29 protein-coding genes and 1 pseudogene are annotated in these 25,265 nt (G+C 67.2%); 17 read left to right on the top strand and 13 right to left on the bottom strand.

The annotated features are described in order from the left end of the window. Positions 1-32: 32 nt before the first annotated feature. The 7 genes from AB2U09_RS18290 to AB2U09_RS18260 form a co-directional block, all read right to left on the bottom strand. A complete protein-coding gene (locus tag AB2U09_RS18290; protein ID WP_459194166.1) occupies positions 33-791 on the bottom strand; it encodes a DUF2064 domain-containing protein in 759 nt (252 codons plus the stop codon). Positions 792-877: 86 nt separating this feature from the next. Next, positions 878-2,506: a M61 metallopeptidase family protein gene (locus AB2U09_RS18285; RefSeq protein WP_459194165.1), complete on the bottom strand. Its 1,629-nt coding sequence runs from the start codon at positions 2,504-2,506 to the stop codon at positions 878-880. A 91-nt stretch (positions 2,507-2,597) separates the two neighbouring features. Continuing rightward, positions 2,598-3,233, bottom strand: a complete 636-nt coding sequence (locus tag AB2U09_RS18280) for a DUF5804 family protein (RefSeq protein WP_459194164.1) — start codon at positions 3,231-3,233, stop codon at positions 2,598-2,600. A 24-nt stretch (positions 3,234-3,257) separates the two neighbouring features. Beyond that, positions 3,258-4,475: a tRNA sulfurtransferase gene (locus tag AB2U09_RS18275; protein WP_459194163.1), complete on the bottom strand. Its 1,218-nt coding sequence runs from the start codon at positions 4,473-4,475 to the stop codon at positions 3,258-3,260. Between the two features lie 123 nt (positions 4,476-4,598). Then, on the bottom strand, positions 4,599-5,801 hold the full coding sequence (locus tag AB2U09_RS18270; RefSeq protein WP_459194162.1) for a methionine adenosyltransferase: 1,203 nt from the start codon (positions 5,799-5,801) through the stop codon (positions 4,599-4,601). Between the two features lie 66 nt (positions 5,802-5,867). Beyond that, positions 5,868-6,422, bottom strand: coding sequence for a class IV adenylate cyclase (cyaB, locus tag AB2U09_RS18265; protein ID WP_459194161.1), 555 nt, complete (start codon positions 6,420-6,422; stop codon positions 5,868-5,870). 46 nt (positions 6,423-6,468) lie between these two features. After that, positions 6,469-7,521: an SGNH/GDSL hydrolase family protein gene (locus tag AB2U09_RS18260; protein WP_459194160.1), complete on the bottom strand. Its 1,053-nt coding sequence runs from the start codon at positions 7,519-7,521 to the stop codon at positions 6,469-6,471. Between the two features lie 157 nt (positions 7,522-7,678). On the opposite strand from AB2U09_RS18260, the gene AB2U09_RS18255 reads away from it, so the two are divergent. The 4 genes from AB2U09_RS18255 to AB2U09_RS18240 all read left to right on the top strand — a co-directional run bounded on the left by AB2U09_RS18255 (position 7,679) and on the right by AB2U09_RS18240 (position 11,585). Then, the gene (locus AB2U09_RS18255) at positions 7,679-8,557 is read left to right on the top strand and encodes a hypothetical protein (RefSeq protein WP_459194159.1); all 879 of its coding nucleotides are present in this window, start codon (positions 7,679-7,681) and stop codon (positions 8,555-8,557) included. Between the two features lie 65 nt (positions 8,558-8,622). Further along, on the top strand, positions 8,623-9,591 hold the full coding sequence (locus AB2U09_RS18250; RefSeq protein ID WP_459194158.1) for a mannonate dehydratase: 969 nt from the start codon (positions 8,623-8,625) through the stop codon (positions 9,589-9,591). Further along, the gene (locus AB2U09_RS18245; RefSeq protein ID WP_459194157.1) at positions 9,591-10,517 is read left to right on the top strand and encodes an SMP-30/gluconolactonase/LRE family protein; all 927 of its coding nucleotides are present in this window, start codon (positions 9,591-9,593) and stop codon (positions 10,515-10,517) included. Before AB2U09_RS18250 ends, AB2U09_RS18245 begins: the two co-directional genes overlap by 1 nt. A 78-nt stretch (positions 10,518-10,595) precedes the next feature. Continuing rightward, a complete protein-coding gene (locus AB2U09_RS18240; protein WP_459194156.1) occupies positions 10,596-11,585 on the top strand; it encodes an FKBP-type peptidyl-prolyl cis-trans isomerase in 990 nt (329 codons plus the stop codon). A 24-nt stretch (positions 11,586-11,609) separates the two neighbouring features. On the opposite strand, the gene AB2U09_RS18235 is transcribed toward AB2U09_RS18240, so the two are convergent. Then, positions 11,610-12,008, bottom strand: coding sequence for a DUF7522 family protein (locus AB2U09_RS18235; RefSeq protein ID WP_459194155.1), 399 nt, complete (start codon positions 12,006-12,008; stop codon positions 11,610-11,612). Between the two features lie 355 nt (positions 12,009-12,363). Between AB2U09_RS18235 and AB2U09_RS18230 the strand changes: the two genes are divergently transcribed. Further along, positions 12,364-13,278: an alkaline phosphatase family protein gene (locus AB2U09_RS18230; RefSeq protein ID WP_459194154.1), complete on the top strand. Its 915-nt coding sequence runs from the start codon at positions 12,364-12,366 to the stop codon at positions 13,276-13,278. Here AB2U09_RS18230 and AB2U09_RS18225 read toward each other — a convergent pair. From AB2U09_RS18225 to AB2U09_RS18215, 3 genes are all read right to left on the bottom strand, one after another. After that, positions 13,275-13,652, bottom strand: coding sequence for a hypothetical protein (locus tag AB2U09_RS18225; RefSeq protein ID WP_459194153.1), 378 nt, complete (start codon positions 13,650-13,652; stop codon positions 13,275-13,277). The two genes, AB2U09_RS18230 and AB2U09_RS18225, sit on opposite strands and share 4 nt — an antisense overlap. Before the next feature lie 351 nt (positions 13,653-14,003). Next, positions 14,004-14,633: an RAD55 family ATPase gene (locus AB2U09_RS18220; protein ID WP_459194152.1), complete on the bottom strand. Its 630-nt coding sequence runs from the start codon at positions 14,631-14,633 to the stop codon at positions 14,004-14,006. Positions 14,634-14,661: 28 nt separating this feature from the next. Beyond that, a complete protein-coding gene (locus AB2U09_RS18215) occupies positions 14,662-15,306 on the bottom strand; it encodes a MinD/ParA family ATP-binding protein (RefSeq protein WP_459194151.1) in 645 nt (214 codons plus the stop codon). A 137-nt stretch (positions 15,307-15,443) separates the two neighbouring features. On the opposite strand from AB2U09_RS18215, the gene pyrB reads away from it, so the two are divergent. The 4 genes from pyrB (at position 15,444) to AB2U09_RS18195 (ending at position 18,919) form a co-directional block, all read left to right on the top strand. After that, on the top strand, positions 15,444-16,358 hold the full coding sequence (gene pyrB, locus AB2U09_RS18210; RefSeq protein WP_459194150.1) for an aspartate carbamoyltransferase: 915 nt from the start codon (positions 15,444-15,446) through the stop codon (positions 16,356-16,358). Next, positions 16,355-16,816 carry an aspartate carbamoyltransferase regulatory subunit gene (gene pyrI, locus AB2U09_RS18205; protein WP_459194149.1) on the top strand — a complete coding sequence of 154 codons (462 nt, stop codon included), beginning with the start codon at positions 16,355-16,357 and terminating at the stop codon, positions 16,814-16,816. The genes pyrB and pyrI overlap by 4 nt, the downstream gene beginning before the upstream one ends. Before the next feature lie 108 nt (positions 16,817-16,924). Then, a complete protein-coding gene (locus tag AB2U09_RS18200) occupies positions 16,925-17,755 on the top strand; it encodes a manganese catalase family protein (RefSeq protein WP_459194148.1) in 831 nt (276 codons plus the stop codon). A gap of 336 nt (positions 17,756-18,091) precedes the next feature. Next, a complete protein-coding gene (locus AB2U09_RS18195) occupies positions 18,092-18,919 on the top strand; it encodes an alpha-amylase family protein (protein ID WP_459194147.1) in 828 nt (275 codons plus the stop codon). 39 nt (positions 18,920-18,958) lie between these two features. Here AB2U09_RS18195 and AB2U09_RS18190 read toward each other — a convergent pair whose 3' ends face one another. Beyond that, positions 18,959-19,522, bottom strand: a complete 564-nt coding sequence (locus AB2U09_RS18190) for an NUDIX hydrolase (RefSeq protein ID WP_459194146.1) — start codon at positions 19,520-19,522, stop codon at positions 18,959-18,961. Between the two features lie 305 nt (positions 19,523-19,827). On the opposite strand from AB2U09_RS18190, the gene AB2U09_RS18185 reads away from it, so the two are divergent. The 8 genes and pseudogenes from AB2U09_RS18185 (at position 19,828) to AB2U09_RS18150 (ending at position 24,488) form a co-directional block, all read left to right on the top strand. Next, the gene (locus AB2U09_RS18185) at positions 19,828-20,010 is read left to right on the top strand and encodes a DUF1918 domain-containing protein (protein WP_459194145.1); all 183 of its coding nucleotides are present in this window, start codon (positions 19,828-19,830) and stop codon (positions 20,008-20,010) included. Positions 20,011-20,022: 12 nt separating this feature from the next. Further along, complete coding sequence (locus tag AB2U09_RS18180; RefSeq protein WP_459194144.1) at positions 20,023-20,448, top strand: RNA-binding protein; 426 nt, start codon at positions 20,023-20,025, stop codon at positions 20,446-20,448. 27 nt (positions 20,449-20,475) lie between these two features. After that, positions 20,476-21,183, top strand: coding sequence for an RNase P subunit p30 family protein (locus tag AB2U09_RS18175; RefSeq protein ID WP_459194143.1), 708 nt, complete (start codon positions 20,476-20,478; stop codon positions 21,181-21,183). A gap of 39 nt (positions 21,184-21,222) precedes the next feature. Next, positions 21,223-21,873 (top strand): class I SAM-dependent methyltransferase, encoded by a 651-nt coding sequence (locus AB2U09_RS18170; protein ID WP_459194142.1) that lies wholly within the window; start codon positions 21,223-21,225, stop codon positions 21,871-21,873. After that, a pseudogene (locus AB2U09_RS18165) lies at positions 21,870-22,214 on the top strand (Rpp14/Pop5 family protein); the annotation flags it as partial. The gene AB2U09_RS18170 and the pseudogene AB2U09_RS18165, both read left to right, overlap by 4 nt. A 253-nt stretch (positions 22,215-22,467) precedes the next feature. Further along, positions 22,468-23,232: an archaeal proteasome endopeptidase complex subunit alpha gene (gene psmA, locus AB2U09_RS18160; RefSeq protein WP_459194141.1), complete on the top strand. Its 765-nt coding sequence runs from the start codon at positions 22,468-22,470 to the stop codon at positions 23,230-23,232. A gap of 83 nt (positions 23,233-23,315) precedes the next feature. Then, complete coding sequence (locus AB2U09_RS18155) at positions 23,316-24,041, top strand: ribosome assembly factor SBDS (protein ID WP_459194140.1); 726 nt, start codon at positions 23,316-23,318, stop codon at positions 24,039-24,041. A 207-nt stretch (positions 24,042-24,248) separates the two neighbouring features. Further along, a complete protein-coding gene (locus AB2U09_RS18150) occupies positions 24,249-24,488 on the top strand; it encodes an HVO_2901 family zinc finger protein (RefSeq protein WP_459194139.1) in 240 nt (79 codons plus the stop codon). Positions 24,489-24,548: 60 nt separating this feature from the next. Here AB2U09_RS18150 and AB2U09_RS18145 read toward each other — a convergent pair whose 3' ends face one another. Further along, positions 24,549-25,211, bottom strand: a complete 663-nt coding sequence (locus AB2U09_RS18145) for an aminopeptidase (RefSeq protein WP_459194138.1) — start codon at positions 25,209-25,211, stop codon at positions 24,549-24,551. Positions 25,212-25,265: the final 54 nt, after the last annotated feature.

Raw genomic sequence — 25,265 nt, 5'->3', positions numbered from 1 at the left:
TCCGCTCGTCGGCCCTAAGACCTGTCGGTTGGTCAGTCCCGCCCGACGGCAAGGCGCTCGTCGATCGCTTCGGCGCGCAGTCCGAGGTCGTCGAGCACGTTGGCGGTCAGCGGCGGCACTCGCAGGCCGGCCCGCTGGCGCGCCCGGATCTGCGAGACGGCGGTGGCGAACCCTCCGGCGGTCCCGGCGACGGGCAGCATCTCGATGAAGTCCACGTCCAGTCCCGCATCGCGACCGCGGTCGGTCACCGTCTCCACCTCCGGCGGCGCGAAGGCGTCCTCGAAGTCGATCGGGTCGGTGAACCCGGCGTAGGAGATGCGCCCGTCCGTCGCGGGCCCGAGGACGACTTCGGACTTGCGGAGCTTCATCGCCGCGCTGTCGACGTGGCGCCGTTCGAGCAGGAGCGCTTCCGGTCGCACGACGGCGGCGCTTTTGACTTCTTCACGTTCGAGGAGGTGCGTGACCGTGTTGCCGACGCGGGCCGAGAACGACGAGCCGACCTGTACCTCGTACCGGGCGCTGGAAGGGTCCGAGAGAGTACCGCTGACGACCTCACGAACGGCCTCCAGCGCGTCCTCGTCTTCCGTCGGGGTGGTGGGGTCGTCCGCGTTGACGGGACGGTAGTTGACGAGCAGTTCGCCGCCACTGGTCTCGACAGCGGCGCAGACGTCGCCGACCATCGCGGCGTAGAGATCCGCCGCCTCCGCGGCGGACACCGCTCCGGCGTCGACGCAGTTCTGCAGGACGGTCCCGGACTCGGGCGGCCGGACGAATACGGCGACGGTGGTCATACTCGAACACCGGGGCGACGGCGCCTTGAAAGCGCCGTTCCCCTCGTCGTCCAGGCCCGCTGTGCTGCTGGGCCCTCCCCTGCTAGCTACGGTCCGAAACCGACGACGTGCCGCAGTAACCCGCTGGCCGTGGTATTCCGTGTCGTCGGCGTCGAGTACGGATCGGTCGGGTCGCTTCCACGCTGAAGTTCGGTCCCGTCGTCGACGCCGTCCCCGTCCGTGTCGGCGACGAAGGGGTGCGTCTCGTTCCGGCGCTCGGCCGCAGCGGACACCCCGTCGCCGTCGGCGTCGTTCTCGCCGCCAGGGACCGTGTACGCGTACGGCGACGTCGGCAGAGATGCCGTCGTGCCGTTGCGAACGTGGTCGTCCAGCCACGACCGCTGTGATTCGGTGCTGACGTTCCCGACGATGCCCGCGAACGCGTCGTAGGTCACCAGCCCGTCGCGTTCGTTGAGTCGACGGAAGACGTCCTGCAGCGTTCGATTCCCGTCGGTGGCGTTTCGGACCCGGCCGTCGAGCGCGGCGAGCACGCGGGCGCCCTTCGCGTACGGGACGTACGTCGACGACCACGAGGAGCGGTCGGCCAGCGTCGCGTTCGCGCTCTCGTTTTCTCCGAGTCGGTTCACGAACCGCTCGAAGGTCGCGGGACGGTCGGGGAACGCCCGCAAGGCGCAGACGGCGGCGTAGTAGCTCGCGCTGGCTTCGCGGAACCACGTCATCTCGGGACCGAGGACGAACGACTGGCGCGTGTGGACGTACTCGTGGATCCAGATGCTCGACGGCCTGGCCGCGTCGGCCTGCGCCGACGCCCAGAAGTCCTGGTGGCCGCCGCCGTCGGTCGCGGTCGTGCCGCCGTGCCGGAGCGGCGACGGGCCGGCGAAGGCGTTCACGACGTCGTCGCGCGCACCGACGCGGAGTTGCCGCGACGTCTCACCCAGCGCTTCGAGAATCCGCTTTGGCGGGTCGGCCATCTCGGCGGTCTCAGGACGGACGAGCCGCAGCGTTTGATTCGTCGCATTGGCAGTGTGAGCTTCGTAGGGGCCGAGATAGACCACCGAGGGGCCGGCGAACCCGCCGGTCTCGTTGTCCACGCGCGTTCGCTGATCGACGAGCGGCGTGTCCTGCCACGAATAGACCCAGCGACTCCTGTTTCCGTCGCGGTAGGCGAAGTCGGTCCGCGGGTTGGCGAGCGACCAGTTGCCGGTGTCGACCCAGCGTAGTCCGCCGAAGCGGCGGCTCGACCGGTTGACGCCCACGCGGACGGTCAGATTCGGTCGCTCCGTGGTCCCGTCCCACAGCCAGCGTCCGTTGTCCCGTTCCGCGAACCCGTCGGCATCGGTCACGTTCCCGCGGTGATACCCGTAGACCACCAGCGCGGACGCGTTCTCGCCGACGCGGTAGCGATGCGTCACGTCGATCTTGCCCGTCGCGTTGGACGCCTGCCGGTAGGTGACGGTCTGGACGACCGCCGCGCTCTCGTTGTCACTACCCACTGCCCCGGGGCGTTCGAACGGCGGCGGGCCCCTGTCACCGAACGAATCGGGGGGGCCATCAGACAGGAACGGGTGACCGTCAGAGTGGTACGGTTGCTCGTCGAGCGATGGCGCACGCTCGCCGGCCAACCGCTCCGCAACGGCGCCACCGACCAGTCCCGGAACGACGCCCGCGAGGACGAGCACCGCGGTCATCCCGAGGACCGATCGGAGAGATGACACGCTAGGAAAGTGTGTCACAAAGCCGCATAAAGCTGCTGGCGGCACCTGACGGCCGCGGACTACGGGGCGCTATATCGAGGACGTGAGCGATTCAGGCGCCGAATTCGGATTCGGTCACGCGTTCGACGACCGTCTCCTCGACGTCGCGCAGGTCGTAGTCCGGCAGGTCCTCTCCCGTCCGTGTCACGAACATGGGCTCGACCAGTCGCTTCGGATCGTCGGAGCGACGGCTCGGACTACTGCCGCCGTTGGGCGCTGGACCCTGTGGTGATTCCGGGCCGCCCGGTCGTTCGGAATCGTCGACTTGTCCCTCGTCGACGGAAGAGTCGCCGGGGGCGCCGCCAGCAGGCGCACCGTCCTGGCGGTCGTCGTCGAGGTCCTCCGCCTCGTCGGCGGATTCGAGGCCGTAGATCTTGAGAAAGCGGGCGGCCTCGTCGGGGCCGACGTCGTCGTCGCGGATGGCCGCGGCGAGGTCGCGGGAGAGCCACTCGTCGTCGCTGACGCTCGGTTCGAGGACCATCGCCTCGTCGACGAAGCGGACGAGGTACCAGTTGAGGTCGTTCAGGAGCGCAACGGCGGCGCCGAGGCTCACCGTCTCGAGGCCGACCGCGTTCTCGAAGGGTTCGCGCAGGTCGTACGTAGCGAGCGCGTTGCGCGCCGTTTCGCGGGAGAGCAGCTCGTAGCGGAGGTTGACGTCGTCGGAACCGACCAGACACACCCGCGTCATGGAAGAGAACTGAACGGGGCGCCCCTAAGCGGTTTCGCCTTCCCCGGGGTCGCTCGAGGGCGACTCCGCGACCGGTTCGACGTCCGCGGCGACCACCTGCGCCCGCTCGCGCAGGTCGGCGGGCTCTCGCTCCTCGATGTCGGTCAGGCGCGCACGGGTCTCGGGGTACTCCGGAGCGAGACGGTCGCAGCCGGCTGGGATGGTCGACTCGTGGAAGGTCCCGATGGCGTCAGCCCGTTGGGTGACGTCGGTCTTGTCGACGGTCACCAGCGGCCGGTGGACGGGCAGGTCGACGGCCGCACTCGTCACCGCGAGGTTCGCGGTCGTCTGGCTGGACTTCTGGCCGATGGACTCGCCGGTCACGATGCCGACGGCGCCGTGCTCCTCGGCGACGGCCTCGGCGACCATGAACATGAACCGCCGGAGGACGACCATCCGACCGACTTCGACCGCGTCGGCGATGTCCGCGACCGCGTCGCCGCCGGGCGCGATCCGCAGGCGCATGTCGCGTTCAGGCGCGTACGACGCCAGCGTTTCCGTCGTCGACAGCGCTCGCGCCTGGTTGTCGACGCCACCGTAGTCGCCGAGCGCGACGTACAGCGGGATCACCGGCGCGCCGCGCTTCATGATCTCCCACGCGGCGACCGGCGAGTCGATGCCGCCGCTCATCAGCGCGACGACCGGGTCCTGCGTCCCCAGCGGGAGCCCGCCGGGACCGGACCGCTTCTCCAGGAAGAGGAACGCCTCGTCCTCGCGGCAGTCGACGAAGAACTCCGTATCTGGGTCGTCGAGGTCGACTTCGGGGTCGACGCCCTCGGATTCGGCCGCTTCCCACACCGCGCTTCCGCCCTCGCGCTCGATGTCCGTGCTGGAGAACGGGTGGGCGGACTGTTCGCCGGCGCGTCGGGCCGAGACGCCGAAGGTCCCCCCGTCGTAGTGTTCGCGGGCCGTCTCGGCGAGTCCCTCGCAGATGGCGTCGATGGTGGGTTCGACGCGGCTGGCCGGACTCGCGGAGACGACGCCGAAGGTGTCCGCGGCCGCGGCGGTGGCGCCCTCGGGGTCGTCGGTGTGGACGAGCAGACGGAGGCGGCGCTGTTCGACCTCGCCGTCGACGCCGCGGTCGGCCAGCACGGCGGCGAGGTTCTCGCGGAGCTGGCGCTCCATCTTCGCGCCCACGTGGTTGCTCTTGGTCCCGATCTCGCCGTGGCGGACCACGACGACGTCGGCGCCGGGCGGCTGCATGGATAGCTGTTGCCGACCGGACGTATAAACAGGCTTCGTCAGCGACCGCGGTCGCCACTCCAGCGGGAGGGAGCGGAGAGCAGACAGGAGAAGAGAAGACCGGAGAAAAGAAAACCGCGGCAGTCAGAACGTGGAGAGTTCGCCCTCGATGACGCGGCGGGTGACCTCGGTCACGTCGGCCAGTTCCGCGTCGATGGCGGCCTCGACCTCGTCCTCGATGTCCGAGACCGAGACGCCGTCCTCGGTAATGACGGTCGCGTCGGCGACGTGGGGCTCGTCGATGGGCGAGCCGATCTGGCTCAGCAGGCGGATCTGGAGCTGACGGATGCCGTCGACGTCGGCGACGACCGACTGGGCGATCTCCGTCGAGAGGAGGTTGTAGATCTTCCCGATGTGGTTGACGGGGTTCTTGCCGCTCGTCGCTTCCATGCTCATCGGCCGGTTGGGCGTTATCAGGCCGTTAGCGCGGTTACCGCGGCCGACCGAGCCGTCGTCGCCCTGCTCTGCGGAGGTTCCGGTCGTGGTGAGGTAGATGGCGCCGTCGTCGTAGTCGTCGGCGGTGTTGACGTGGACGGTCACCTCGCGGTCGGTGTACTCGCCGGCGACGTCCTCGACGTACTCGCGGATGGCCTCGACCGCGTCGCGGTACTCGTCGAGGTTGGCGACGTGGCGGTCGACCGTGGCGGCCGCGACGGTCACGTCGATCTGGTCGCCCTCGCGCTTGCCCATGACCTTGATGTCCTGCCCGACGACCGGGTTCTCGTCGCTGTACTCGCCGTTGAGTCGCTTCTCGACGTTCAGGACGATCTGCTCGGTCTCGGTCAGCGGCGCGTGGCCGACGCCGTAGCTCGTGTCGTTGGCCATCGGGACCGAGCCCTCCTCACCGAAGACCGTCTGGAGGTCGCCGCTGCCCTCGCCGAGGCGGACGTCGACGACGACGTCGGTGCCCACGTCGAGGTGCGGGAAGTTCTCCTCGAGGTAGTCGCGAGCGGCGTCGAGCGCGATGGTCTCGGCGGGGATCTTCGTGCCCTCGTACTCCTTGGTCGCTCGGCCGACGATGAGCAGGTAGATGGGCTCCTGCACCTCGCCGCCGCCGAACGCCGGCGCGGCGTCGCCCGCCACGAGCTGCGTCTCGTCGGTGTTGTAATGCAGCACCTTCCCGACCCGGTCGAGGTAGGTCTGTGCCAGCGCCTGCGAGACGCTCTCGGCGATCCCGTCGCAGATCGAGTCCGGATGTCCCAATCCCTTCCGCTCGACGATCTCCACTGCCTGATCCTCGACGGCGCGGCCCGCCGCCGGTTGGACGTTGACGTTCCTGTTCGTCATTACGTCCGGGTTGGACACCCCAACTCGTATAACTTGCGGAAACCAGAACGCCCCGATCAATTACTACTACGCATCGTCGTCGAGCAACAGACCGAGATAGGAGGTCCGGATCTGTTCGTCCGGATCGAGGTCGAGCGAGTCGAGGACGGCGCGGGCGCCCTCTCGCGCGTCCTCGATCCGGTCGCCGTCCGTCTCGGTCTCGACCTCGACGAACTCGCCGAGGCCGTCGACGCTGTCGAGCGTCACGGTGTAGCCGTCCAGTTCGTACCGGTCGCGCTCCTTCCGGACGGTGGCCGCGGGTTCGAATCCCAGTCCGTCGAGGATACCGACAGCCGCGTCGCCCTCCGCGACGGTCGTCTCGTGTTCTTCCCGCGACTTCGACTCGGCCTCCAGCAGCGGTCCCTTGTAGGTGATCTTCGTCTCGCCCGTCGATTCGTCCCCGTTCGAGTCCCACTCCCGGCGGATCCGGAGCGCCTCGTCGGTCTCCGCGAAGTCGCGGTGAGGCGCGTCGTAGTAGGTGTCTTCCTGGACGACCTTCCCGACGCGCTCGGCGCCGGCGTCGTCGAGTGCGGACTCGACGGCCTCGTGGGCGGCCCGGACCTTGATCTCGACCTCGTACATGGCCGGGCGAACTCGCCTCGGCGGCAAAAGTCCGCCGCTCCCTATCTCAATCCGACAGCCGTGCTCGAAGTTCGGCACCGATGCCGTCCGCGATTGTTTCCATGCCCGCGTCGCCGGGGTGGAGCAGATCCGTCGTCAGCCCGGTGGCGCCGGTCAGTTCGCGCCCGTCGACGAGTGAGACGGTTTCGCGCCCGCAGTCGGCGACGGCTTCCGCCAGTGCCTCACGGTAAGCCCGCGCCCGCTCGCGGTCGCCGCCGATCTGTAGGTCGGCGTGATACGGGAAGAGGGTCGCGCAGACGACGGGGTCGTCGGGGTGGGCGTCGGCGACCGTCGAGACGAGGTTCGCGGCCCGCTCGCGGAACTGCTCGACGGTGAATCCGCGGTTGGCCATGTTGACCGACAGCGCGAGCGTCGCCGCGTCCCAGTCGTCCCGCCCGGCGACGTAGTCGGCGATCGCGGGCTCGCAGTAGGCCGACCCGGACATCCCGAGGTTCTCCGCGTCCAGCCCGAGGTCCCGGGCCACCCGCGAGACGTAGGTCAGGTGCGACGCCGAGGCCGAGGCGCCCTCGGTGATCGAGGTACCGTAGGCCAGATATCGCGTCCTCGGCACCTCGTCGGGTTCGGGCGGCCGACAGCGGCCGCGAACATCGTGAATAGCGACGGGCGCCCACGGTTCGAACCGGAGGCGACACACCCGCGGGTCGAACGCGTCGGCGGCGTCCGGCGCGGCCTCCGGGTCGAGGCCGGCCAGCGCCTCCGGCTGGGAGAGTTCGAGCGTCACCGGGTCGTCGTCGAGCTGGTGGATCTCCGGGCTCTGGAACGACCCCCAGAACTCGCGGAGGACGGACTCCCCGGCAGCCGAGAGCGTCACGCGGACGGTCGCGTCCGTGGCGGGGACGAACCGAATTTCACAGCCGGCGGGGTGGCGGACCCGGTCGCGCGCCGCGACGTTGAGGGCGGCGGCGACGTCGTCGGGAACCCGTCGGAGTTCCAGCCCGCCGTCGGCCCACGGGTGGTCGGCGAGTTCGGCGACGTTGTGGAGGGTCACGTCGGGGAAGGCGTCGTGCATGGCGGACTCGTCGTCCTGAGCCTGGACCATAGGCCACCTTACCGTTCCGGTCTCGGCGCCCGGACGAGCGGCTGCCGAACTGGTTCGTCGCTCCCCGTGACCGACTCGTGACTGCCACTGGATCGGGCGGTCACCGGAAACTGTGGTATTGCCAAGATTTAAGTCTCGACTCCGGTTCCGGGACAACATGGTTGATCGGAAGGTCGTAATCGTCGTCGCCGTCGCGGTCGGGGTCGTCCTGATCGGGGGTATCGCCGGCGCAATGATGCTCGGCGGTGGCGGTGGCGACGACGCCGACACTGGTGGTTCGGATGACACTGGCGGTGACGACGGGTCCGGCGGGGACGGATCGGCGGTGACGCCGACGCCCGCCCCGACGACCGCGGGGACCGGAACGGAGACGAACGGGACGGGGATCCCGACCGAGACTGCGTTCCCGACGCTGACGCCTACCTCGGTCCCGACGCCGACGGGGACGCCGACCGTGGCGCCGACGCCGACGGCAGTCCCGACGCGGACGCCGAAACTCCCGCGACGGTTCAGCGAGGAGAAAATCGAGATGGAACTCCGCCGGATGCTGAACGACTGGCGTGAGTCGAAGGGGCTGCAGCCGTTCACGAACGCCAACGGGAGCCTCGTCGTTCAGGTGAACGCGATGGCGGCGAACCACAGCGCCGCGATGGCGAAGAAAGGGCAGTTGGTCCACGAGTCGAACGGGCTCGACGTGGGTGAGCGCTACCGGGCGTTCGAACTCGCCGAGCGCTGCAAGTTCAAGAAGGAGGACGCCCAGTACATCGTGGACCCGACGAACGACGCCTACGATTTCGAGGTCCTCCACAAGACCTACGCGGGGCGGAACTACCAGGACGGCGGCGAGACGGTGTACCACGAGAACGAGACGGAGGTCGCCCGCGACATCTTCGAGAAGTGGACCTCGAACCGCGTCTACCGCGAGGTGCTCAACTACCCCGAGATCAACCGGCTCGGGATCGGGATCGAACTCACCGAGGACAACGAGGTCTGGGTGACGGGCAACATCTGCGAGAGCGGCAAGAAAAACGAGTAGTCGCCTTTCTCTCTTCCATCGAAGCGATCGGAACCACGATAACGGGAGGTGTGCAACCGTTGCACATGGTTCAGTTATCGCTCGTACTCCCCCGGCGACCCGACGAGCGCTGGCAGCTCGCGATGCAACTGGGCGTGACGAACGCCGTGATCCACCCGCTGGAAGTGGGCGACGGCAAGACCCGCTGGACGTACGACGACCTCCTCGGGACGAAAAACTGGCTGGAGGACGCCGGCCTGCGCTTCTCCGTCCTCGAAGGGAGCGTCCCGCTGACCGACCGGATCCGGCTCGGGCTGGACGGCCGCGACGAGGACATCGCCGAGTTCAAGCAGTTCGTCCGCGACTGCGGCGATCTCGACATCCCCGTTGTCTGCTACGACTGGATGGCCGGCGTCCGCTGGGCGCGCACCGGGGCTCACGTAGACGCCCGCGGCGGCTCGCTCACGACGGGGTACGACGACGCGAAGATGCGCGGCGGCCCCGACGCCGCGGCCGCCGACGTGACGCGCGACCAGCTGTGGGAGGCCATCGAGTACTTCCTCGCGGAGGTCGTCCCCGTGGCCGAGGAGGCCGGCGTGAAGCTCGGACTGCACCCCGACGACCCGCCGCGCGAGGCGGTGCGCGGCATTCCCCGCATCGCCAACAGCGTCGAGAACTACGACCGGATCCTCGACGCCTACGACAGCGAGTACAACGGCGTCACGCTCTGCCAGGGCAACTTCGCCGCGATGGGCGTCGACGTGCCCGAGACGATCCGCCACTTCGGCGACCGGATCAACTTCGCGCACTTCCGGGACGTCGAGGGCGACGCCGACCGCTTCGTCGAGACGTGGCACGACGACGGCCCGACTGACATGCAAGCCGCGATGGACGCCTACGTCGACGTGGGATTCGACGGGCCGATGCGTCCCGACCACGTCCCGACGATGGCCGGCGAGGACAACTCCAACCCCGGTTACCACAGCAAGGGCCGGCTGTTCGCCGTGGGGTACATGCGTGGACTTTTGGAGTCGGCCGAGGGAGGTGCAACGTAATGAGCGACTCCGGAAGCGACGACGCGGTCCGCCGCATCGCCGACACGCACTGCCACACGGGCGAGGGCCCGATCTACCACCCCGACGAGGACGCCGTCTACTGGCTCGACATCCCCGCGGGGGACCTGTTCCGCTACGAGGGCGGAACGGCCGCGGGCGAGTCAGGCGTCGGCGAGTACGAACGCGTACTCGACTACGATGGCAAGATCGGAGGGTACACGATCCAGGAGTCCGGCGACCTGCTCCTGTTCTGCGACCGCGGGACGATCCGCCCGTGGAGTCCCGCGTCGGGGCTGGGCGAGCCGGTCGTCGACGAGATTCCCGAAGAGCGCGACTCGCGGTTCAACGACGTCATCGCCGACCCCGAGGGGCGGGTCTACTGCGGGACGATGCCGACCGAGGACGGCGGCGGGCGCCTCTACCGCCTCGACACCGGCGGGTCGCTGACGACGATCGAAACGGACGTGCAGATCCCCAACGGGATGGGGTTCACGCCGGACCGGGAGGGGCTGTACTTCACTGAGACCGACGCCGAGCGGATCTACCGCTACAGCTACGACCAGGCCACGGGCGAACTCTCCGACCGGGAGACGGTCGTCGACGCCAGCGGCGTCGAGGGCTTCCCTGACGGGATGACCGTCGACGCCGAGGGGCACGTCTGGTCGGCGTTCTGGGACGGCGGCCGGATCGCCCGTTACGCGCCCGACGGAACCGAAGCGCGCCGCGTCGAACTCCCCGCGAAGAAGGTGTCGGCGGTCACCTTCGGCGGCCCCGACTGCGAGACCGCATACGTCACGACGGCGCTCGGCCCCGGTGAGGGGCCGGCGGGCACCCGCGACGAAGAGGGTGACGGCGCCGGCGCGCTGTTCGAGGCGGACCTCGGCGTCGGTGGCGTCCCCGAGTTCCGCTCGGCGGTCGGCGAGTGAGCGGTTCCGGACGTTCTCCCGCGGGTGAGGCGCGCCCGAAACGTTGTTCTTAAGAGTGCAACGCCAGTCCGTGATCGTATGAGTAACGAGTCCGAGCAGGACGAAGCCGACGAGACAGCCGCGGACGTCGACGAGGAAGTCGAGAGCGAAGAGACCGAGGACGCCGAGGCCGAGGAGACCACCGGTCTCCAGAACGGCGACTTCATCGAACTCGACTACACCGCGCGCACCGTCGAGGGCGGCGACCTGGTCGACACGACCGACCCCGACGTCGCCGAGGAAGAGGGCGTCGGCGAGGACCAGGAGTTCGCCCCGCGCACCATCGTGCTCGGCGAGGGCCACGTCTTCGGCGCCGTCGAGGAGGACATCATCGGCAGCGAAGTCGGTGACACCGGCAGCGTGACCGTCTCCGCCGAGGAGGCCTTCGGCGAGTTCGACGACGACGAGGTCCGCACGGTCAGCGCCGACCGCATCCCCGAGGACGACCGCTACCCCGGCGCGCACGTCGACATCGACGGCGAGCACGGCCACGTCGAGACGATCATCGGCGGCCGCGCCCGCGTCGACTTCAACCACCCGCTCGCCGGCGAGGACATCGAGTACGAGTGGGAAGTCCTCGACGAGGTCGAGGACCGCGAGCAGCGCGCGAGCGCGCTGCTGAACGTCTTCCTCGACATGGATCTGGAGGTCTGGTTCGAGACGGACACCGTCGAGGAGGAGCAGCTCGTCGAGTCCGACGACGACGAGGACGACGACGAGGAAGAGAGCGAGCCCGAGTACGAGACCGTCGAGGTCGAGAAGGAGACGCTCTACATCGAGGCGACGCCCCAGCTCACGATGAACCAGCAGTGGATGATGGGCAAACAGCAGATCGCCCAGCAGCTCACCAACCTGCTCGACATCGACCGCATCATCGTTCAGGAAGAGCTCGGCGGCGGCATGGGCATGATGGGCGGCATGGGCGGCATGATGGGCGGTATGGGCGGCGGCGACATCGAGGAAGCCCTCGAGGACGAGGACATCGACGCCGAGGAGATCGTCGAGGAACTCGAAGGCGCCGAGGAGTAAGCCCGCTCCCTTTTCCGGTTCGCGTCAGTCCGTAGAGCCGTCGCTCGGCCGATCCCCGTCGAGGACCGCGTTACACGAGTTGACGAACTGGCCGAGCCCCTTCGCTACGTCGCGGTCGAGCGAGACGATAACGCCGCTGTCCGGTTCGGTGCGGAAGTGGAGGACCGCAGCGTGGTCGTGGAGTTCGACGGTCGCCTGCGTCTCGCCGAGTCGGTCGTACGCCGATTCCGGGACGATCGATTCGGCACTGCGTGCGCGGTCGATGATAGCCCCCATCGATTCGCGGAGCTGTTCGGTCGCGACGTCGTCGCGGAGGTAAAGCACCGCCCACTCGTCGGCGTCGTAGCGAATCGCGCCACGGAAGGCGTCGCCGGCTCGATTGTGGACCAGTTGGAGGAGCGGCTGGTAGCGGTCGTCGGGCACGTCCGAGCCAACGTGATAGAACGATTTCAATCTACGGTCGCCGTCGGGGCCGTGCCATCACACGGCTCAGGTCTGTTTCGTCCCGTATCGCGCCGAAACTGCTGTTCGGTTTCGGCTGCCTATTGATCGGACAGCCTGTCTTGAGATGGATCGTATTTGCCTGCACAGCCAGTAGAACAGAACAGCTCTCCAGCTGCTTACGATCTTGTAGCCGAGCCCCTGTCGCAGTGTCTGCATTTCATTGCAATGGTATGGCTGGATCAGGATACCTGCGTTCACGATCCGTTGAGACAGAAACCGAACCCCTCTGTGTTTTTGAGTTACATTTTTACTGTGTGGGTGTCTGGTTTCTGCTATGGTGGGTGCGTCGAAACTAAAGACAGCCGTCCAGAATCCGCATCTCGCATTGCTGGAATTGAACGGGTTTCTCGATCGGAGATTTCGACCCAAGTCGTACAACAAGTCCGGAATCGACATATTTGAAGAGGACTGGGACAACCTCATCATTCTCGACGCCTGTCGGTTCGACGAATTTGAACGGCTATCCGATCTACCGGGGACTCTCGGGTCACGTGAATCGAGAGCGGGAACCACCCGGAGCTTCATCGAGGGAAACTTCGAGGGAAGGGAACTCCACGATACGGTTTACGTGACCGGAAATTCCTGGGTTTTCAAAAAGGGAGCCGACTCCAACTTTCATCTGGTGTACGACGTCGTTGAGCACCCGAGCGAAGAAGGTGGGAAGGACAAGCCGACATTGATAATGGAGTGCGCGAAAGAGGCCGCGGAAAAGCACCCCAATAAGCGTCTGATCGTCCATTTCATCCGTCCGCATCACCCCTTCCTGGGCGAGACCGCCCAGCAACTCTTCAACGGCAGAGAAGACCAGCCGTCCAGCCTCTACAACCAGATCTGGTCCAGCGAGGTAGACATCTCCGACGAGACACTGGAAACCCTGTATCGGGAAAACCTGGAGTTGGTCCTTCCGAAGGTCGAGGAGCTGATGAACACGTTCCGTGGGAAGACCGTTGTCAGTGCCGACCACGGAGAACTACTAGGCGATCGCGTCGGGCCGCTGAAGATGAAAGCGTACGGCCATCACCGCGGGATCCACGTCGAAGAACTGACGAAGGTCCCCTGGCTCGAATATCAAACCGGTGAGCGGCGCGAAATCAAATCAGACGACCCCATACCGGAGCCAGACCGTTCGTTCTCGATGGGGGCGAAATCCGTCGACGACAGGCTCAGAGACCTGGGATACAAAGTCTAAGATGCTGCCTTCTGTTGGTTGCGTAGAATTCGATGTGCTGTTCCGGAGATGGTGATTCTGACGAATCCATCTTCACTATCGGTCTCTGGATCAGCTGTCATCGCGTCGTTCGGTTCTTTCCCCGGCGGGCTGTATATCGGATCCCCGTTTCGGTCGCGGTCCTCTCCCAATTCGAGCCGTGAGACGTGCGGCAGGAACTCGCCTGTCGACTCGTAATTTCGGAAGGTCACCCCGTCGCTGTCTCGAACTGAGATGGAAACTCTTCCAGTGCTCGTTGTCGTCTGAGTAATCCCGTCTTTCACCTCGACAACGACGGCATGACGGTTCGTGATCGGGAAGGTAACGGCCACCTGGCTTGGATCGACGTGAAACATCCATCCCTACCAGATCAACTGTCACAGTTTCGTTCGAATTTGAGATGGCCGGTTTCGGGTCAGGGCCGTAATCAGCAGGTCGGCCGATGTGCCCTCGCTCTACGTGGAACATCCGGCGCCGAAGGCGCCGGTTCACCGAACTCGCGCAAAGCGCGAGTTCGGCCTGTCTCGTGAAGCAAGCGAACGAGATGGTTCGAGACGGCTTTGCCGTCTCGTCATATCAAAAATCTGCGACTTTTGAGCACCTCGTCAGAGCTTCGCTCTGACGGTGTTTTCACCCATGTTTTTGCCGCCCGAGTTCCTCGCAGCACGGCTTCGGCGCGCGAGGAAACCCGGGCGGGAAAAAGATGGCTAGGCGATATCGCGGGAGGTGTCGATGGAGACCTCTTCGACGAGGTCGAGTTTGATGATGTCGTTGGGTGCGCGGCCGCCGCGGAACTTGGGGATGGCGAGGCGGTTCTCGACCTCGTCGCTTGTGATCGTGGTGTCGAGCTGGAAGATGACGTCGGCGAAGTGTTCAGTCGTATCGCGTAGCGGCGGCACGGACCGGCCGTCGAGGCAGTGAACGATCGCGAGGCTGCCGGTGTTGACGATGTGGTTCTGGAGGTCGTTCATGAACGACCGGAAGCGCGACGGCGGCTCCTGGGATTCGAGGACGTCGAGCGGGTCGACGATGAGGTTGGAGGTCTCAGGGAGGGCGCTGACGAGCTTGCCCGCGTTGTCGAGCGGCGCCTCGCCCGAGATGTGTCGGACCGTCGGGTCGCCGGTCGGGGCCGGCGACTGCTCGATGCTGGAGGTGACCGACTGGGCGGTCCGGTCGAGCGAGAGATAGAGCGTGCCGCGAGTGGCGGTGAGCTCGTAGAGGAACAGCTCCGCCTGGCTGGCCGGCTGGGCGCTGAGGGCGACGATGCTCCCCTCCGGGATCCCGCCCCCGAGCTTGCGGTCGAGGACGTCGATGCCCGTGTGTAGCCGGTTGACCATCGTAGCGCGTTCTTCTCACCCCACCAGATTAAAGATTCCGCCTCGATAGCGCCGTTGCGAGTCGATCGTAGGCCGTCCGCCCGATCCGACTCCGCAGGACGGCGCCGTCCACGGGTGGGACCGTCGCCAGGACAGGTTCGAGAACGCTGGCCGCCTCGCCGTCGGACGGGAGCGGCGACTGCGAGGGGGCACGGGTGATCACGCTCCCGAGCACGGTCGCGTCGAGCGCTTCGACCATGCGGGCGGTCTTGACGGCGTCTGAACGGCTTGCGGGGTCGGGCGTCGAGACGACCAGCCCGGCGTCGGCGCCCCGGAGCGGCGCGGCCGCGGCGTCGGTCGCGCCCGCCGGACAGTCGAGGACGACCCGCTGTGGCGCGCGGGCGAGTCGGCGTAGCGCCGTCTCCCCGATCGGCCCCGAGGCACTCCCGGCCGGGAGCACGTCGACGCCGGGGACGACCTCGGAGCGATGCGTCGCGAGGGCGATCGAGTCGCCGTCCTCGACGGCGTCGACGCCGGGGTGGCGCTCGGTCTCGGCCATGGTATGGAGGTTCGGCATGTCACAGTCGGCGTCGACGACGAGCGGGCGCTGGCCGTCGCGTGCGAGTGCGGCCGCGAGCCCGAGCGCGGTCGTCGTCTTCCCGCAGCCTCCTTTGCCTCCGGCGATAGCGAGCATGGGCGAGCGTGGCCTCGCTTTCCGCCTTGAATCTACGGGAAAGACAGGACGGACCGGCGACAGATGTTCGGCGGTTCCCGGGGGAGGTCAGTCCCGTGTCGGGAGATTCAAGACAATCGAGGGCGCGACACTACTCGATGCGTCACGACCACATTATCAGTGCGAAACAACTCTCGCGGGCGGACATCGAGGAGGTGCTGGACCGGGCCGCGGAGGTGGCCGCGGATCCGGAGGCCTTCGCGGACCGCCACGAGAACGCCCTGCTCGGGCTGCTCTTCTTCGAGCCGAGTACGCGGACGAAGATGAGCTTCACCGCGGCCGTCAAGCGACTGGGCGGGGACGTGGTGGACATGGGCACCGTCGAGTCTTCCAGCGTCAAGAAAGGCGAGAGCCTCGCGGATACGGTCCGGGTGGTCGAGGGGTACGCCGACGCGCTAGTCCTTCGCCACCCCAGCGAGGGCTCGGCCCAGATGGCGAGCGAGTTCGTCGACGTCCCGCTCATCAACGCGGGCGACGGCGCCGGCCAGCACCCGACCCAGACGCTACTCGACCTGTACACGATCCGCGAGTCGGCCGGGTTCGACGACCTCACCATCGGGATCATGGGCGACCTGAAGTACGGACGGACGGTCCACTCGCTGGCCCACGCGCTCACGAACTTCGACGCCGATCAGCACTTCATCAGTCCGGAGAGCCTCAAGCTCCCGCGGAACGTCCGCTACGACCTCCACGAGGAGGGGGCGACCATCCGGGAACACACTGAACTCGAACCGGTGCTCCCGGAACTGGACGTACTCTACGTCACGCGGATCCAGGCCGAGCGGTTCCCAGACGAGAGCGAGTACCGCGCCATCGCCGGCGAGTACCAGATCGACAGCGAGACGCTGGAGGCGGCCCGCGACGACCTGACCGTCATGCACCCGCTCCCCCGCGTCGACGAGATCGCCCACGACCTCGACGACACCGACTACGCCCACTACTTCCAGCAGGCCCACAACGGCGTCCCCGTCAGGATGGCGCTTTTGGACCTCGTCCTCGGAGGTGACGAATGAGCGACCGCGAACTCCGCGTCTCCAAGATCCGCAACGGTACCGTCGTCGACCACATCAGCGCCGGCCAGGCGCTGAACGTCCTCGCCATCCTCGGCATCGACGCCGACAGCGGCGAGACCGTCAGCGTCGGCATGCGCGTCCCCAGCGACCGCCTCGGCCGCAAGGACATCGTCAAGGTCGAGGGCCGCGAGCTGAGCCAGGACGAGGTCGACGTGCTCTCGCTCATCGCGCCGGCGGCGACGATCAACATCGTCCGCGATTTCGACGTCGTCGAGAAACACCGCGTCGAGCGTCCCGAACAGGTCGTCGGCGTCCTCTCGTGCCCGAACCGCCACTGCATCACCACCGAGGACGAACCCGTCGACTCCCGGTTCGACGTCCTCGACGACGGCATCCGCTGTGCCTACTGCGATACCATCGTCCGCGACAGCATCCCCGAGCAGATCGACGTCGCTTGAATACGCGTTCGCTCTAACCTGTCGTTTCGATTTCCAACGGAAGCGAGGCTTGCCTTCGAAGGCCGCCCGCCTATTGAGAGTCCGACCGTGGGATCGGTGGGACTTCCAATGTTCTACCACGACGACAAGCTTCAGTACCCAGTCGAAGTCGAGGAGCCGGACCCGGTGTTCGCGAAGATGCTGCAGGAAGCGATCGGCGGCGTCGAGGGGGAGATGCGCGTCTGTCTGCAGTACATGTTCCAGGCGTTCGGCGTCCCCGACGAACACGAGGAGTACCGGAAACTGCTGATGGAGACCGCCGTCGAGGAGATCGGGCACATCGAGATGCTCGCGACGGCAGTCGCCAAGAACCTCGAGGGCGCGCCGACGGAACTGCGCGAGCAGATGAGCCAGGACGGCGCCGTCAACGCGGCGATGTCGGGCATGATGCCTCGGCAGTACCTCTCCTCGGGGCTGAACGCGATGCCGGTCGACGCCAACGGCGCGCCGTTCAACGCCAGCTACGTCGTCGCCAGCGGGAACCTCGCAGCGGACATGTACGCGAACGTGATGGCCGAGTCGACCGGCCGCCTGCTGGCCGCGCGCCTCTGGGAGATGACCGACGACCCCGGCATGAAGGACATGCTCTCGTATCTGGTCGCCCGCGACGCGATGCACCAGAACCAGTGGCTGGAAGCGCTGCACTCGCTGGGGGACTCCGACGACCCGTTCGACCACCTGCCGGTCCCGAACACCTTCCCCGAGGACGAGATGCCCGACGAGTTCGACTACTCGTTCATGTCGACGACCCGCGACGGCGAGGAGTACGAGGCGCCGTGGACGCAGGGGCCGTCGGTCGACGGCACGGAGGACTTCTCGTTCCTCAGCGAACTCGACATGGAGGGCGCCGAGCGGAGCATCTCCAAGGCCGACCCGAACACTCACAACGAGACGAAGTGAGCGAGAAGTTCGACCACGTTTCTGACGCAGCGGTCTTTCGGCGCGTCCGTTCGGTAGTGACCACGAGCGTTCGCCGGACCGCGATCGGTTGCCCACCAGAAACCCTTTAATCTATTGCCACGAACGATCGATCGATGTCGAAGAAACCACTGCTCGCGCTGGTCGCCCTGGTCGTCGTCGCCGTCGTCTACAAGACGGCGCTCGGCGAGTAACGCCCGCTGTGGCGACCGATCAGGCCCCGTCGGTCGCCGGCCCGAGGCCGGTGACGGTGGGTGAGGCACCGACTTCCGACTACCTTTTCGAACGACTTACACCGCCGGGTGTGTAGGGACGGGTATGTACGGCGTCGTGACGCGGAACGAGCCGGAGCTGGAGTGGGCCGAGTTCGACCGCGGGTTCTACGAGGTCAAGGACGTGACCGGCCGCGCGGCCGAACCCGTCGACAACGCCGTCAACATGGTCTCTTGCTTCGCCGACAACAAGGCGGCCGCCGACAACCCCGATCTGGTCCCCGAGAGCGACGCGGGCGAGCCGGCGACCCGTGACCGCCCGTACTTCGACTGGGCGTACGTCTGCCCCACCCACGAACGCTACCGGGACGGACTGCTGGAGATCATCGAGGAAGCGGGCGAGGTCAACCCCGACGTTCGCCTCGACGACGTCGGGTTCCCCCGCGACGAGTACTGCCATTGCGATCGCTGCGAGGCCGCTTTCGCCGACAGCGACTTCGATGACTGGGAGGCGTGGCGCGCGGACGTCATCACCGATTTCGTCGCCGACGCCCGCGAACGGGTCCCCGGCGACCTCCTCGTGACGCTCTACCCCGATCCGTACCCCGGCCACATCTACGACCGCGCGGGCACCGACGTCGAAGCCCTCGCCGAGTACGTCGACGAGTTCGTCGTCCCGATCTACGACATGGCGTACACGACGACCTACTGGCTGGAGGCCCTCGCTCGCGGGTTCCAGGACGAACTGGGAGCACCGTTCAGCGTCGAACTCTACGCCGTCGACGTGGACATCGACAACCTCGTCCACGCGACGGAGGTCGCCGACGAGTACGCCGAGTCGGTGCTGTTCGGCTACGACGCCAGCAACGCCCGTGCAACCGTCCGTCGGATGCGCGCCGACGCACGCAACGGCGAACAGTTCGGCCCCGAATAAACAGCTCGCGTTCGCTCGTTTTCGATCGCTTCGCTCGCCTCACTCGCCGAATCGCTCGTCACGCCACTCCTGCAGGACGGGCCGGTCGCGGGTGTTCTCCGGGAGTTCCGCGAACCACCGCGCGTCGGTGATCTCCCCGTCCGGGTCGCGGACGGAGAGGGCGGTCGACTCGGCTTCGCCCTCGAAGACGGGGAGGACGCCCCACGTCTCGTGGCCGTCGCTGCGGAAGCGCACTTCTCCGAGCACGCCGAGGCCGTCGTAGGTGACGTCGATCCCGGCTTCCTCACTGAGTTCGCGGCGCGCGCCCTCGCGGACCGACTCGCCGGGTTCGACCTCGCCGCCGGGGAGTACCCAGGTGTCGATGGCGTCCTGCTTGACGAGGAGCAACTCGCCCGAGGGCCGGTAAGCGAGCGTGTGGGCGCCGTAGGGAAGTCCCTGCGCTTCGATGCGCTCGGCGACGGTCCGGAAGCGGTCGCGCGGGACCGAGCGGGTCGTCTCGAACTCGACGTAGCCCTCGTGGTCGTCGGCGAATCGGTGGTACACCTGTTCGGCCTCCTGGCGCGCCTCGCTCGCGAGGTACCAGAGGTTGTCGACGGCGGTCATCTGCCCGCTTGCTCGGGCGGTCCGTCCCTGCGTCTCTGCCGGCCCGTCGCGGCACGCGTGGAATCGATCATGGCTTGCCGTTCGCGGGACATCGGCATAAGTTTTCGACCTCTCGGGCCCGCTCCCGGCCGGGCGCAAGCCGCGCGTCTGACGACGGGCCGTGGACGACGGGCCGTGGACGATGGGCCGTGGGCGGCGGGCCAGGAGGTCCGGCGGTGTCGACCCGGAGACGGCGGGGTCGCGGCGAGCGCCGCCGAGTGAGTCGGATCAGTCCCTTTTTGGTCGGGCATCGAGTACCGCCGCGCATGGCATTCGAAGAGGACGAGCGCGTCATCCTGCACGACGAGCACAGCGACTACGACGGCGAAGCGGGCACGATCGAGCAGGTCGTCGAGACGATGTTCGGCGACGAGAACTACACGGTCTCCTTCGAGGACGGCCAGGAAGCTGGCATCTCCGAGGACCAGCTCGAAGCCGCCGAGGAGTAGCGACTGACGCCGATGCCGTCCGTCCCGCTCCACTACGTCGATCTGCGTGCGTTCTGCTACGCCACGGAGGACGAAGAGCGCGTCGAGCAGTCACTGCGAACCTTCCTCCCCGAGGACTTCGAGATCGAGCGAGCCGTCTCCGAGGGCCACCACGGCGACCGGATCGTCGTCCTCTCGGCGCGCGTCGAGCGCGCCGACGAGATCCGGCACGTCCTCGACCGGCTCGGCGAACTCGGGGACGTCGACGCCGTCGTCGAGGAACTCGGCGAGCGGGTCGACGACAACTGCGCCTTCTACCTGACGCTGGACAAGCAGGCGGCCTTCTCCGGCGAAATCGAGCGCGGCGACGGGATCACCTTCCGTTCCAAGGTCGAAGCGTACCCGGCGAAGAAACCGAAGGCCGTCGAGAACGCCCGCGAGGTCTTCGAGGCGCTCTGACGGCCGTGATCGACAGTTCTCCGCGCGATGTTTGAAGCCGTCCACGCCGACCCCGACGGCGACGCGTCCGTCGAACGGTACGCAGAGACCGCCGCCGAGTACGACTTCGACGGGATCGTCGTGCGCAACCACGGCGACGCGCCCGCCGAGTTCGATGCGGCGGCGCTATCCGAGAAACACGCCGTCGACGTCGTCGAGGGCGTCGAGATCCGGGCCGACGACCCCTCGCGAGCGAGCGGTTTCGTCGGCAATCACCGTGAGAACAAGACCATCGTGGCTGTCCACGGCGGGACGCCGGCGATCAACCGCTTTGCGGTGGAGCAGCCCGCCGTCGACGTACTCGCCCACCCGATGGTCGGCGACGGCGACGTGAACCACGTCCTCGCGAAGGCGGCCGCCGAGAACGGCGTCCGCTTCGAGTTCTCCTTCCGGCGCGTCCTCCGCGCGGACGGCGGCCAGCGGGTGCAGGCGATCCGCGGGCTCCGGAAGCTCCGCGAACTGGTCGAGACGTTCGACGCGCCGTACGTCGTCAGCGCCGACCCCCGGAGCGACCTGCATCTGCGGGCGCCCCGCGAACTCGTCGCCGTCGGCGAGGTGATCGGCTTCGACGCCGAACAGGTCGAGGCGGGGCTGGCGGAGTGGGACCGGCTGGTCGAGCGGAATCGCCGGCTCCGGAGCGACGAGTTCGTCGAGCCCGGCGTCTACCGCGGGTCCGTCGACGACGCCGATCCGTAGAGCGGGGCGTTCTTTGTCCCCCGGATCGGATCGAGGGCCATGAAAGAGTCCATCGAGTCCCACGCCGCCCGCTTCGACGAGAAGGCCGAGGCGTACGACGAGTCGAAGGGCGAGGAGTACCGCGCCTGCGCGTCGCTGGTCGTCGACCACGCCGCCCCCGGTCCGGAGGACACCGTTCTCGATCTGGGGACCGGGACCGGCGCCATCGCGCTCGCGTTGGCCGAGGAAGCCGGACGCGTCATCGGCCGGGACATCAGCGAGGGGATGCTCGAACAGGCCCGCGAGAAGGCCGCCGAGCGAGGGCTGGAGACCGTCGAGTTCGGCGAGGGACGGTTCCGCGAGCCGGCCGTTCCCGCGGACGCCGACGTGGACGTGGTCACGAGCAACTTCGCGATGCACCACCTCTCGGACGACGAGAAACGGGAGGCGATCGCGGTGATCGCCGACCTCGAACCCGACCGGATCGTCCTCGGCGACGTGATGCTGTTCGGGGAGGCCGACCCCGACGAGCCGTTCTACAGCCCCGAGGTCGACGACCCGGCGACCGTCGGCGTGCTCGCCGACGCGTTCACCGACGCCGGCTACGCGCTGACGGCCGTCGAGATGGTCCACGACCAGGTCGGCGTGCTCGTCGCCGAGCGAGCCGCCGGTGTCGATGGGACGAACGCGAACGGAGTCGAGGAGTCGTGAAGCACCTGCCGAAGCACCTGCAGCCGCGGTGGCGCTACCTCGCGGTCGAGCTGCGCGGTCGTTCGGGAACCGGATTCAACCGCAGGACCTTCCAGCGGGAGGTGTGGTTCGCCGCGCAGAACCTGATCGGCGACGCCGGGAGCGCGGACGTGGACCTCTCGGTGCTCCGGTTCGCGTTCGACGGCGGCAGCGGCTACGCGGTGGTCCGCGCGCGCCGTGGCGAAGGGAGCCGAGCACGGGCGGTTCTGGCCTGTATCGACGCGGTCGACGGCGACGATCTCGGACTCCGCGTCCGAGGGACCAGCGGCACTGTTCGTGCGTGCGTCGAGGACCACCTCGGCGGTCTGGCGGAATGAGCGAACCCGCCGAGTGAGCGACTGTGGGCCGCACTCGCGTTCGGTCGATCCGTCCCACATCGGGAGTCAGCGGGCGGCCGCGTGAGCACGACAAGAAAAGTATATAGGACGCCGACCGGAACCAACGGACCAGAGAAACGTCGTCACCGAGGGGACCGAGCGGCGGGGCGCCCCCGTGCGACTGGCGTCGACGTGCCGGCCGGTCGGCTGTCTTCGGGGCGACCGAACTCATCTAACTATGCAGGGACAATCGCAACAGCAGGCGTACGACCGCGGGATCACGATTTTCTCGCCGGATGGACGCCTCTACCAGGTCGAGTACGCGCGCGAAGCCGTCAAACGCGGCACGGCGAGCATCGGGGTACGAACGAGTGACGGCGTCGTCCTGGCGGTCGACAAACGGATCCGCTCGCCGCTGATGGAGCGCTCGTCGGTCGAGAAGATCCACAAGGCCGACGACCATATCGGCATCGCCAGCGCCGGCCACGTCGCCGACGCGCGCCAGCTCATCGACTTCGCCCGCCGCCAGGCCCAGGTCAACCAGCTGCGCTACGGCGAGCCCATCGGCGTCGAGACGCTCACCAAGGCCGTCACCGACCACATCCAGCAGTACACGCAGGTCGGCGGTGCCCGCCCGTTCGGCGTCGCGCTCATCATCGGCGGCATCGCCAACGGTGAGCCCCGCCTCTACGAGACCGACCCGTCGGGCACCCCCTACGAGTGGAAGGCCCTCGCCGTCGGCGCCGACCGCGGCGACATCCGCGAGTACCTCGAAGAGAACTACACCGAGGAGATGGACCTGGACGGCGGCGTCGGCCTCGCGCTCGAAGCGCTGGCCTCCGTCAACGACGGCCAGCTCTCCCCGGAGGGCATCGGCATCGCCACCATCAGCGTCGACGACGAGACGTTCACCGAGATGAGCGACGCCGAGAAGGAGTCCCACCTCGACGAACTCGATCTCCTCGAGACCGAGGAGGACGAGGACGAAGAGACCGAGGAGTAATCGACACCCTGCGGGCCCCGTCGCCAGCGGCGCTCGTCGCCGGCGTCGCACACCTTTTTACCCGCCCGGTGTAACCTCCGGGTATGATATCACTCGACGAGGCAGTGACGGCGCGCCTCGAGTCCCACGGGGAACGGTTCGAGGTGCTCGTCGACCCCGACGCCGCGCTCGCGATGAAGCGCGGCGAGTTCGAGGGCGAACTTGAGGACGTGATCGCCGCCGAGGACGTCTTCGAGAACGCGTCCCGCGGCGACCGACCACCCGAGAACGCACTCGAAGAGGTGTTCGGAACCACGGATCCGCTCGAGATCATCCCCGAAGTCGTCGAACGCGGGGAGATCCAGATCACGGCCGAACAGCGCAAGGAGATGCAGGAGCGCAAACACAAGGATCTCGTCAACCGCATCACGCGCAACGCGGTCAACCCGCAGATGGACGACGCGCCCCATCCGCCCGACCGCATCGAGAGCGCGCTCGAAGAGGCCGACTTCAAGGTCGACCCGATGGAGCCGGTCGAGCGGCAGGTCGACGACGCCCTCGACGCGCTTCGACCCGTGATCCCCATCCGCTTCGACACGGTGAAAGTGGCGGCCCAGCTGCCCGCCGACTACGCCGGCAGCGGACAGGCGAAGATCCGCGAGTTCGGTGACCTCGAACGCGAGGAGTGGCAGCCCGACGGCTCGTGGGTCGGCGTCGTGGAGTTCCCCGCGGGCATGCAAAACGACTTCTACGATCTGGTCAACGAGGTCTCCAGCGGCGAGGCGGAAACCCGGATCCTCAAAGAGGAAGACGACCTCGATACCCGGTAGTCAACCGCTGACAGCCGAGGAAGTCCGTCCCTGAATTTCGGTAAGGCGTGCGATGACCTCCCGGTAGGCAGCGATTGGCACACACGGTACCGGTCGATTGATCGGGATTACCCGTCGCCGTCTTTCGATCGTCGGCTTTTCGGCCGCATTGCACCCGGACGTGAACGTTCCGGTGTTGATATATGGGGCGATTGCGAATCTCCGAATATGACCCACATTTGCCGGAACTGCAAACGCACGTTCAGCACGGAACTCGAACTCGAACTCCACCGGGACACCTGTACGAAGGGCGACCTGTTCTGCGACGAGTGCGGCGAGCGATTCGCGGAGCGAACGGCCACCGAGGACGGCTGGCACTATCGGTGCCCCAACGACGACTGCGACGGCGAGGGGATGGGCGAGGACATACACAAGGTGAGCAACGTACGCATCGAGAAGTCCGTCTGAGGACCACGAGAATTCTTCGGTTTTGGAACTTCTGTTCTCTCCGTCTTTGGAGTCTCCGCGTCACGGAATCTCTTCGACTGCCTGCCGGAGGTCAGATTCGCCTTCCCACGTCACGACACGCTCGCCGGCAGCCCGTTCGAGCGCCGCGAGGTGCGAGGCGGCCATGCCGTTGTCGTAGTGTTCGCGGGTGGTCGTCTCGTCCCCGTAGACGCGCTTGAGCAGCCAGAGGATATCGCGGACCTGGCTCTGCTGGTGGTAGAGGTAGCCCAGTTCCCAGACGTGGCCGCCGTCGTAGTCTTCGAGGACGCCGACGACGTGGGTAGCTTGCTCGCAGAGGATCTCGAACGCGGGCGCCCAGAGGTCGATCTCCTCGCCCGTGAGCCCGAAGTCTTCGAGCATGAACCCGACCGCCTTGCGGCGGCTGTCGAGCAAGTTTCGGACGAGTCTCCGCCGTTCGCCCGGTCCCTCGTCCCCGCCGCGGCCGACGACGAGGTACCGCCGATCCCCGTATGCGATGTCGTCGAGTCCGTCGCCGTGGAGGGCGTCTTTCAGTCGCTCGTGCTGGGCCGGCGTCAGCGAGAGCGTCTCGGGGTCCGCGTCGACCAGTTCCCCCTCGTCGACGCCGTCGAGATACCCCCGCTCGTCCGGTTCGTCTTCCCCTTCGATGGGACGCTCCCCGCTGCCGCCGTCGGCGCGCTCCCCCATCTCGTCGCGATCGTCCATGCCGGCGCGACTCCCGGGTCCGTAATGTGTCTTCTGACCGTTGATGGATCGGTT

The organism is Halosimplex yunnanense, from assembly GCF_054504345.1.
Note: the sequence above shows the minus strand (reverse complement) of the source record. Positions and strands in the feature narration are given on the sequence as shown.

Excerpts from the sequence above, each read along its gene's own strand:
- AB2U09_RS18180 (WP_459194144.1), top strand. The coding sequence starts at position 20,023 with ATGCCGTCCGTCCCGCTCCACTACGTCGATCTGCGTGCGTTCTGCTAC.
- AB2U09_RS18155 (WP_459194140.1), top strand. The coding sequence starts at position 23,316 with ATGATATCACTCGACGAGGCAGTGACGGCGCGCCTCGAGTCCCACGGG.
- AB2U09_RS18220 (WP_459194152.1), bottom strand. The coding sequence starts at position 14,633 with ATGGTCAACCGGCTACACACGGGCATCGACGTCCTCGACCGCAAGCTC.
- AB2U09_RS18250 (WP_459194158.1), top strand. The coding sequence starts at position 8,623 with ATGGTTCAGTTATCGCTCGTACTCCCCCGGCGACCCGACGAGCGCTGG.
- AB2U09_RS18190 (WP_459194146.1), bottom strand. The coding sequence starts at position 19,522 with ATGACCGCCGTCGACAACCTCTGGTACCTCGCGAGCGAGGCGCGCCAG.
- pyrB (WP_459194150.1), top strand. The coding sequence starts at position 15,444 with ATGCGTCACGACCACATTATCAGTGCGAAACAACTCTCGCGGGCGGAC.
- AB2U09_RS18255 (WP_459194159.1), top strand. The coding sequence starts at position 7,679 with ATGGTTGATCGGAAGGTCGTAATCGTCGTCGCCGTCGCGGTCGGGGTC.
- AB2U09_RS18245 (WP_459194157.1), top strand. The coding sequence starts at position 9,591 with ATGAGCGACTCCGGAAGCGACGACGCGGTCCGCCGCATCGCCGACACG.
- AB2U09_RS18275 (WP_459194163.1), bottom strand. The coding sequence starts at position 4,475 with ATGCAGCCGCCCGGCGCCGACGTCGTCGTGGTCCGCCACGGCGAGATC.
- AB2U09_RS18200 (WP_459194148.1), top strand. The coding sequence starts at position 16,925 with ATGTTCTACCACGACGACAAGCTTCAGTACCCAGTCGAAGTCGAGGAG.
- AB2U09_RS18280 (WP_459194164.1), bottom strand. The coding sequence starts at position 3,233 with ATGACGCGGGTGTGTCTGGTCGGTTCCGACGACGTCAACCTCCGCTAC.
- AB2U09_RS18230 (WP_459194154.1), top strand. The coding sequence starts at position 12,364 with ATGGTGGGTGCGTCGAAACTAAAGACAGCCGTCCAGAATCCGCATCTC.
- psmA (WP_459194141.1), top strand. The coding sequence starts at position 22,468 with ATGCAGGGACAATCGCAACAGCAGGCGTACGACCGCGGGATCACGATT.
- AB2U09_RS18185 (WP_459194145.1), top strand. The coding sequence starts at position 19,828 with ATGGCATTCGAAGAGGACGAGCGCGTCATCCTGCACGACGAGCACAGC.
- AB2U09_RS18215 (WP_459194151.1), bottom strand. The coding sequence starts at position 15,306 with ATGCTCGCTATCGCCGGAGGCAAAGGAGGCTGCGGGAAGACGACGACC.
- AB2U09_RS18145 (WP_459194138.1), bottom strand. The coding sequence starts at position 25,211 with ATGGACGATCGCGACGAGATGGGGGAGCGCGCCGACGGCGGCAGCGGG.
- AB2U09_RS18290 (WP_459194166.1), bottom strand. The coding sequence starts at position 791 with ATGACCACCGTCGCCGTATTCGTCCGGCCGCCCGAGTCCGGGACCGTC.
- AB2U09_RS18170 (WP_459194142.1), top strand. The coding sequence starts at position 21,223 with ATGAAAGAGTCCATCGAGTCCCACGCCGCCCGCTTCGACGAGAAGGCC.
- AB2U09_RS18150 (WP_459194139.1), top strand. The coding sequence starts at position 24,249 with ATGACCCACATTTGCCGGAACTGCAAACGCACGTTCAGCACGGAACTC.
- AB2U09_RS18270 (WP_459194162.1), bottom strand. The coding sequence starts at position 5,801 with ATGACGAACAGGAACGTCAACGTCCAACCGGCGGCGGGCCGCGCCGTC.
- AB2U09_RS18225 (WP_459194153.1), bottom strand. The coding sequence starts at position 13,652 with ATGTTTCACGTCGATCCAAGCCAGGTGGCCGTTACCTTCCCGATCACG.
- AB2U09_RS18195 (WP_459194147.1), top strand. The coding sequence starts at position 18,092 with ATGTACGGCGTCGTGACGCGGAACGAGCCGGAGCTGGAGTGGGCCGAG.
- cyaB (WP_459194161.1), bottom strand. The coding sequence starts at position 6,422 with ATGTACGAGGTCGAGATCAAGGTCCGGGCCGCCCACGAGGCCGTCGAG.
- AB2U09_RS18240 (WP_459194156.1), top strand. The coding sequence starts at position 10,596 with ATGAGTAACGAGTCCGAGCAGGACGAAGCCGACGAGACAGCCGCGGAC.
- AB2U09_RS18260 (WP_459194160.1), bottom strand. The coding sequence starts at position 7,521 with ATGGTCCAGGCTCAGGACGACGAGTCCGCCATGCACGACGCCTTCCCC.
- AB2U09_RS18175 (WP_459194143.1), top strand. The coding sequence starts at position 20,476 with ATGTTTGAAGCCGTCCACGCCGACCCCGACGGCGACGCGTCCGTCGAA.
- pyrI (WP_459194149.1), top strand. The coding sequence starts at position 16,355 with ATGAGCGACCGCGAACTCCGCGTCTCCAAGATCCGCAACGGTACCGTC.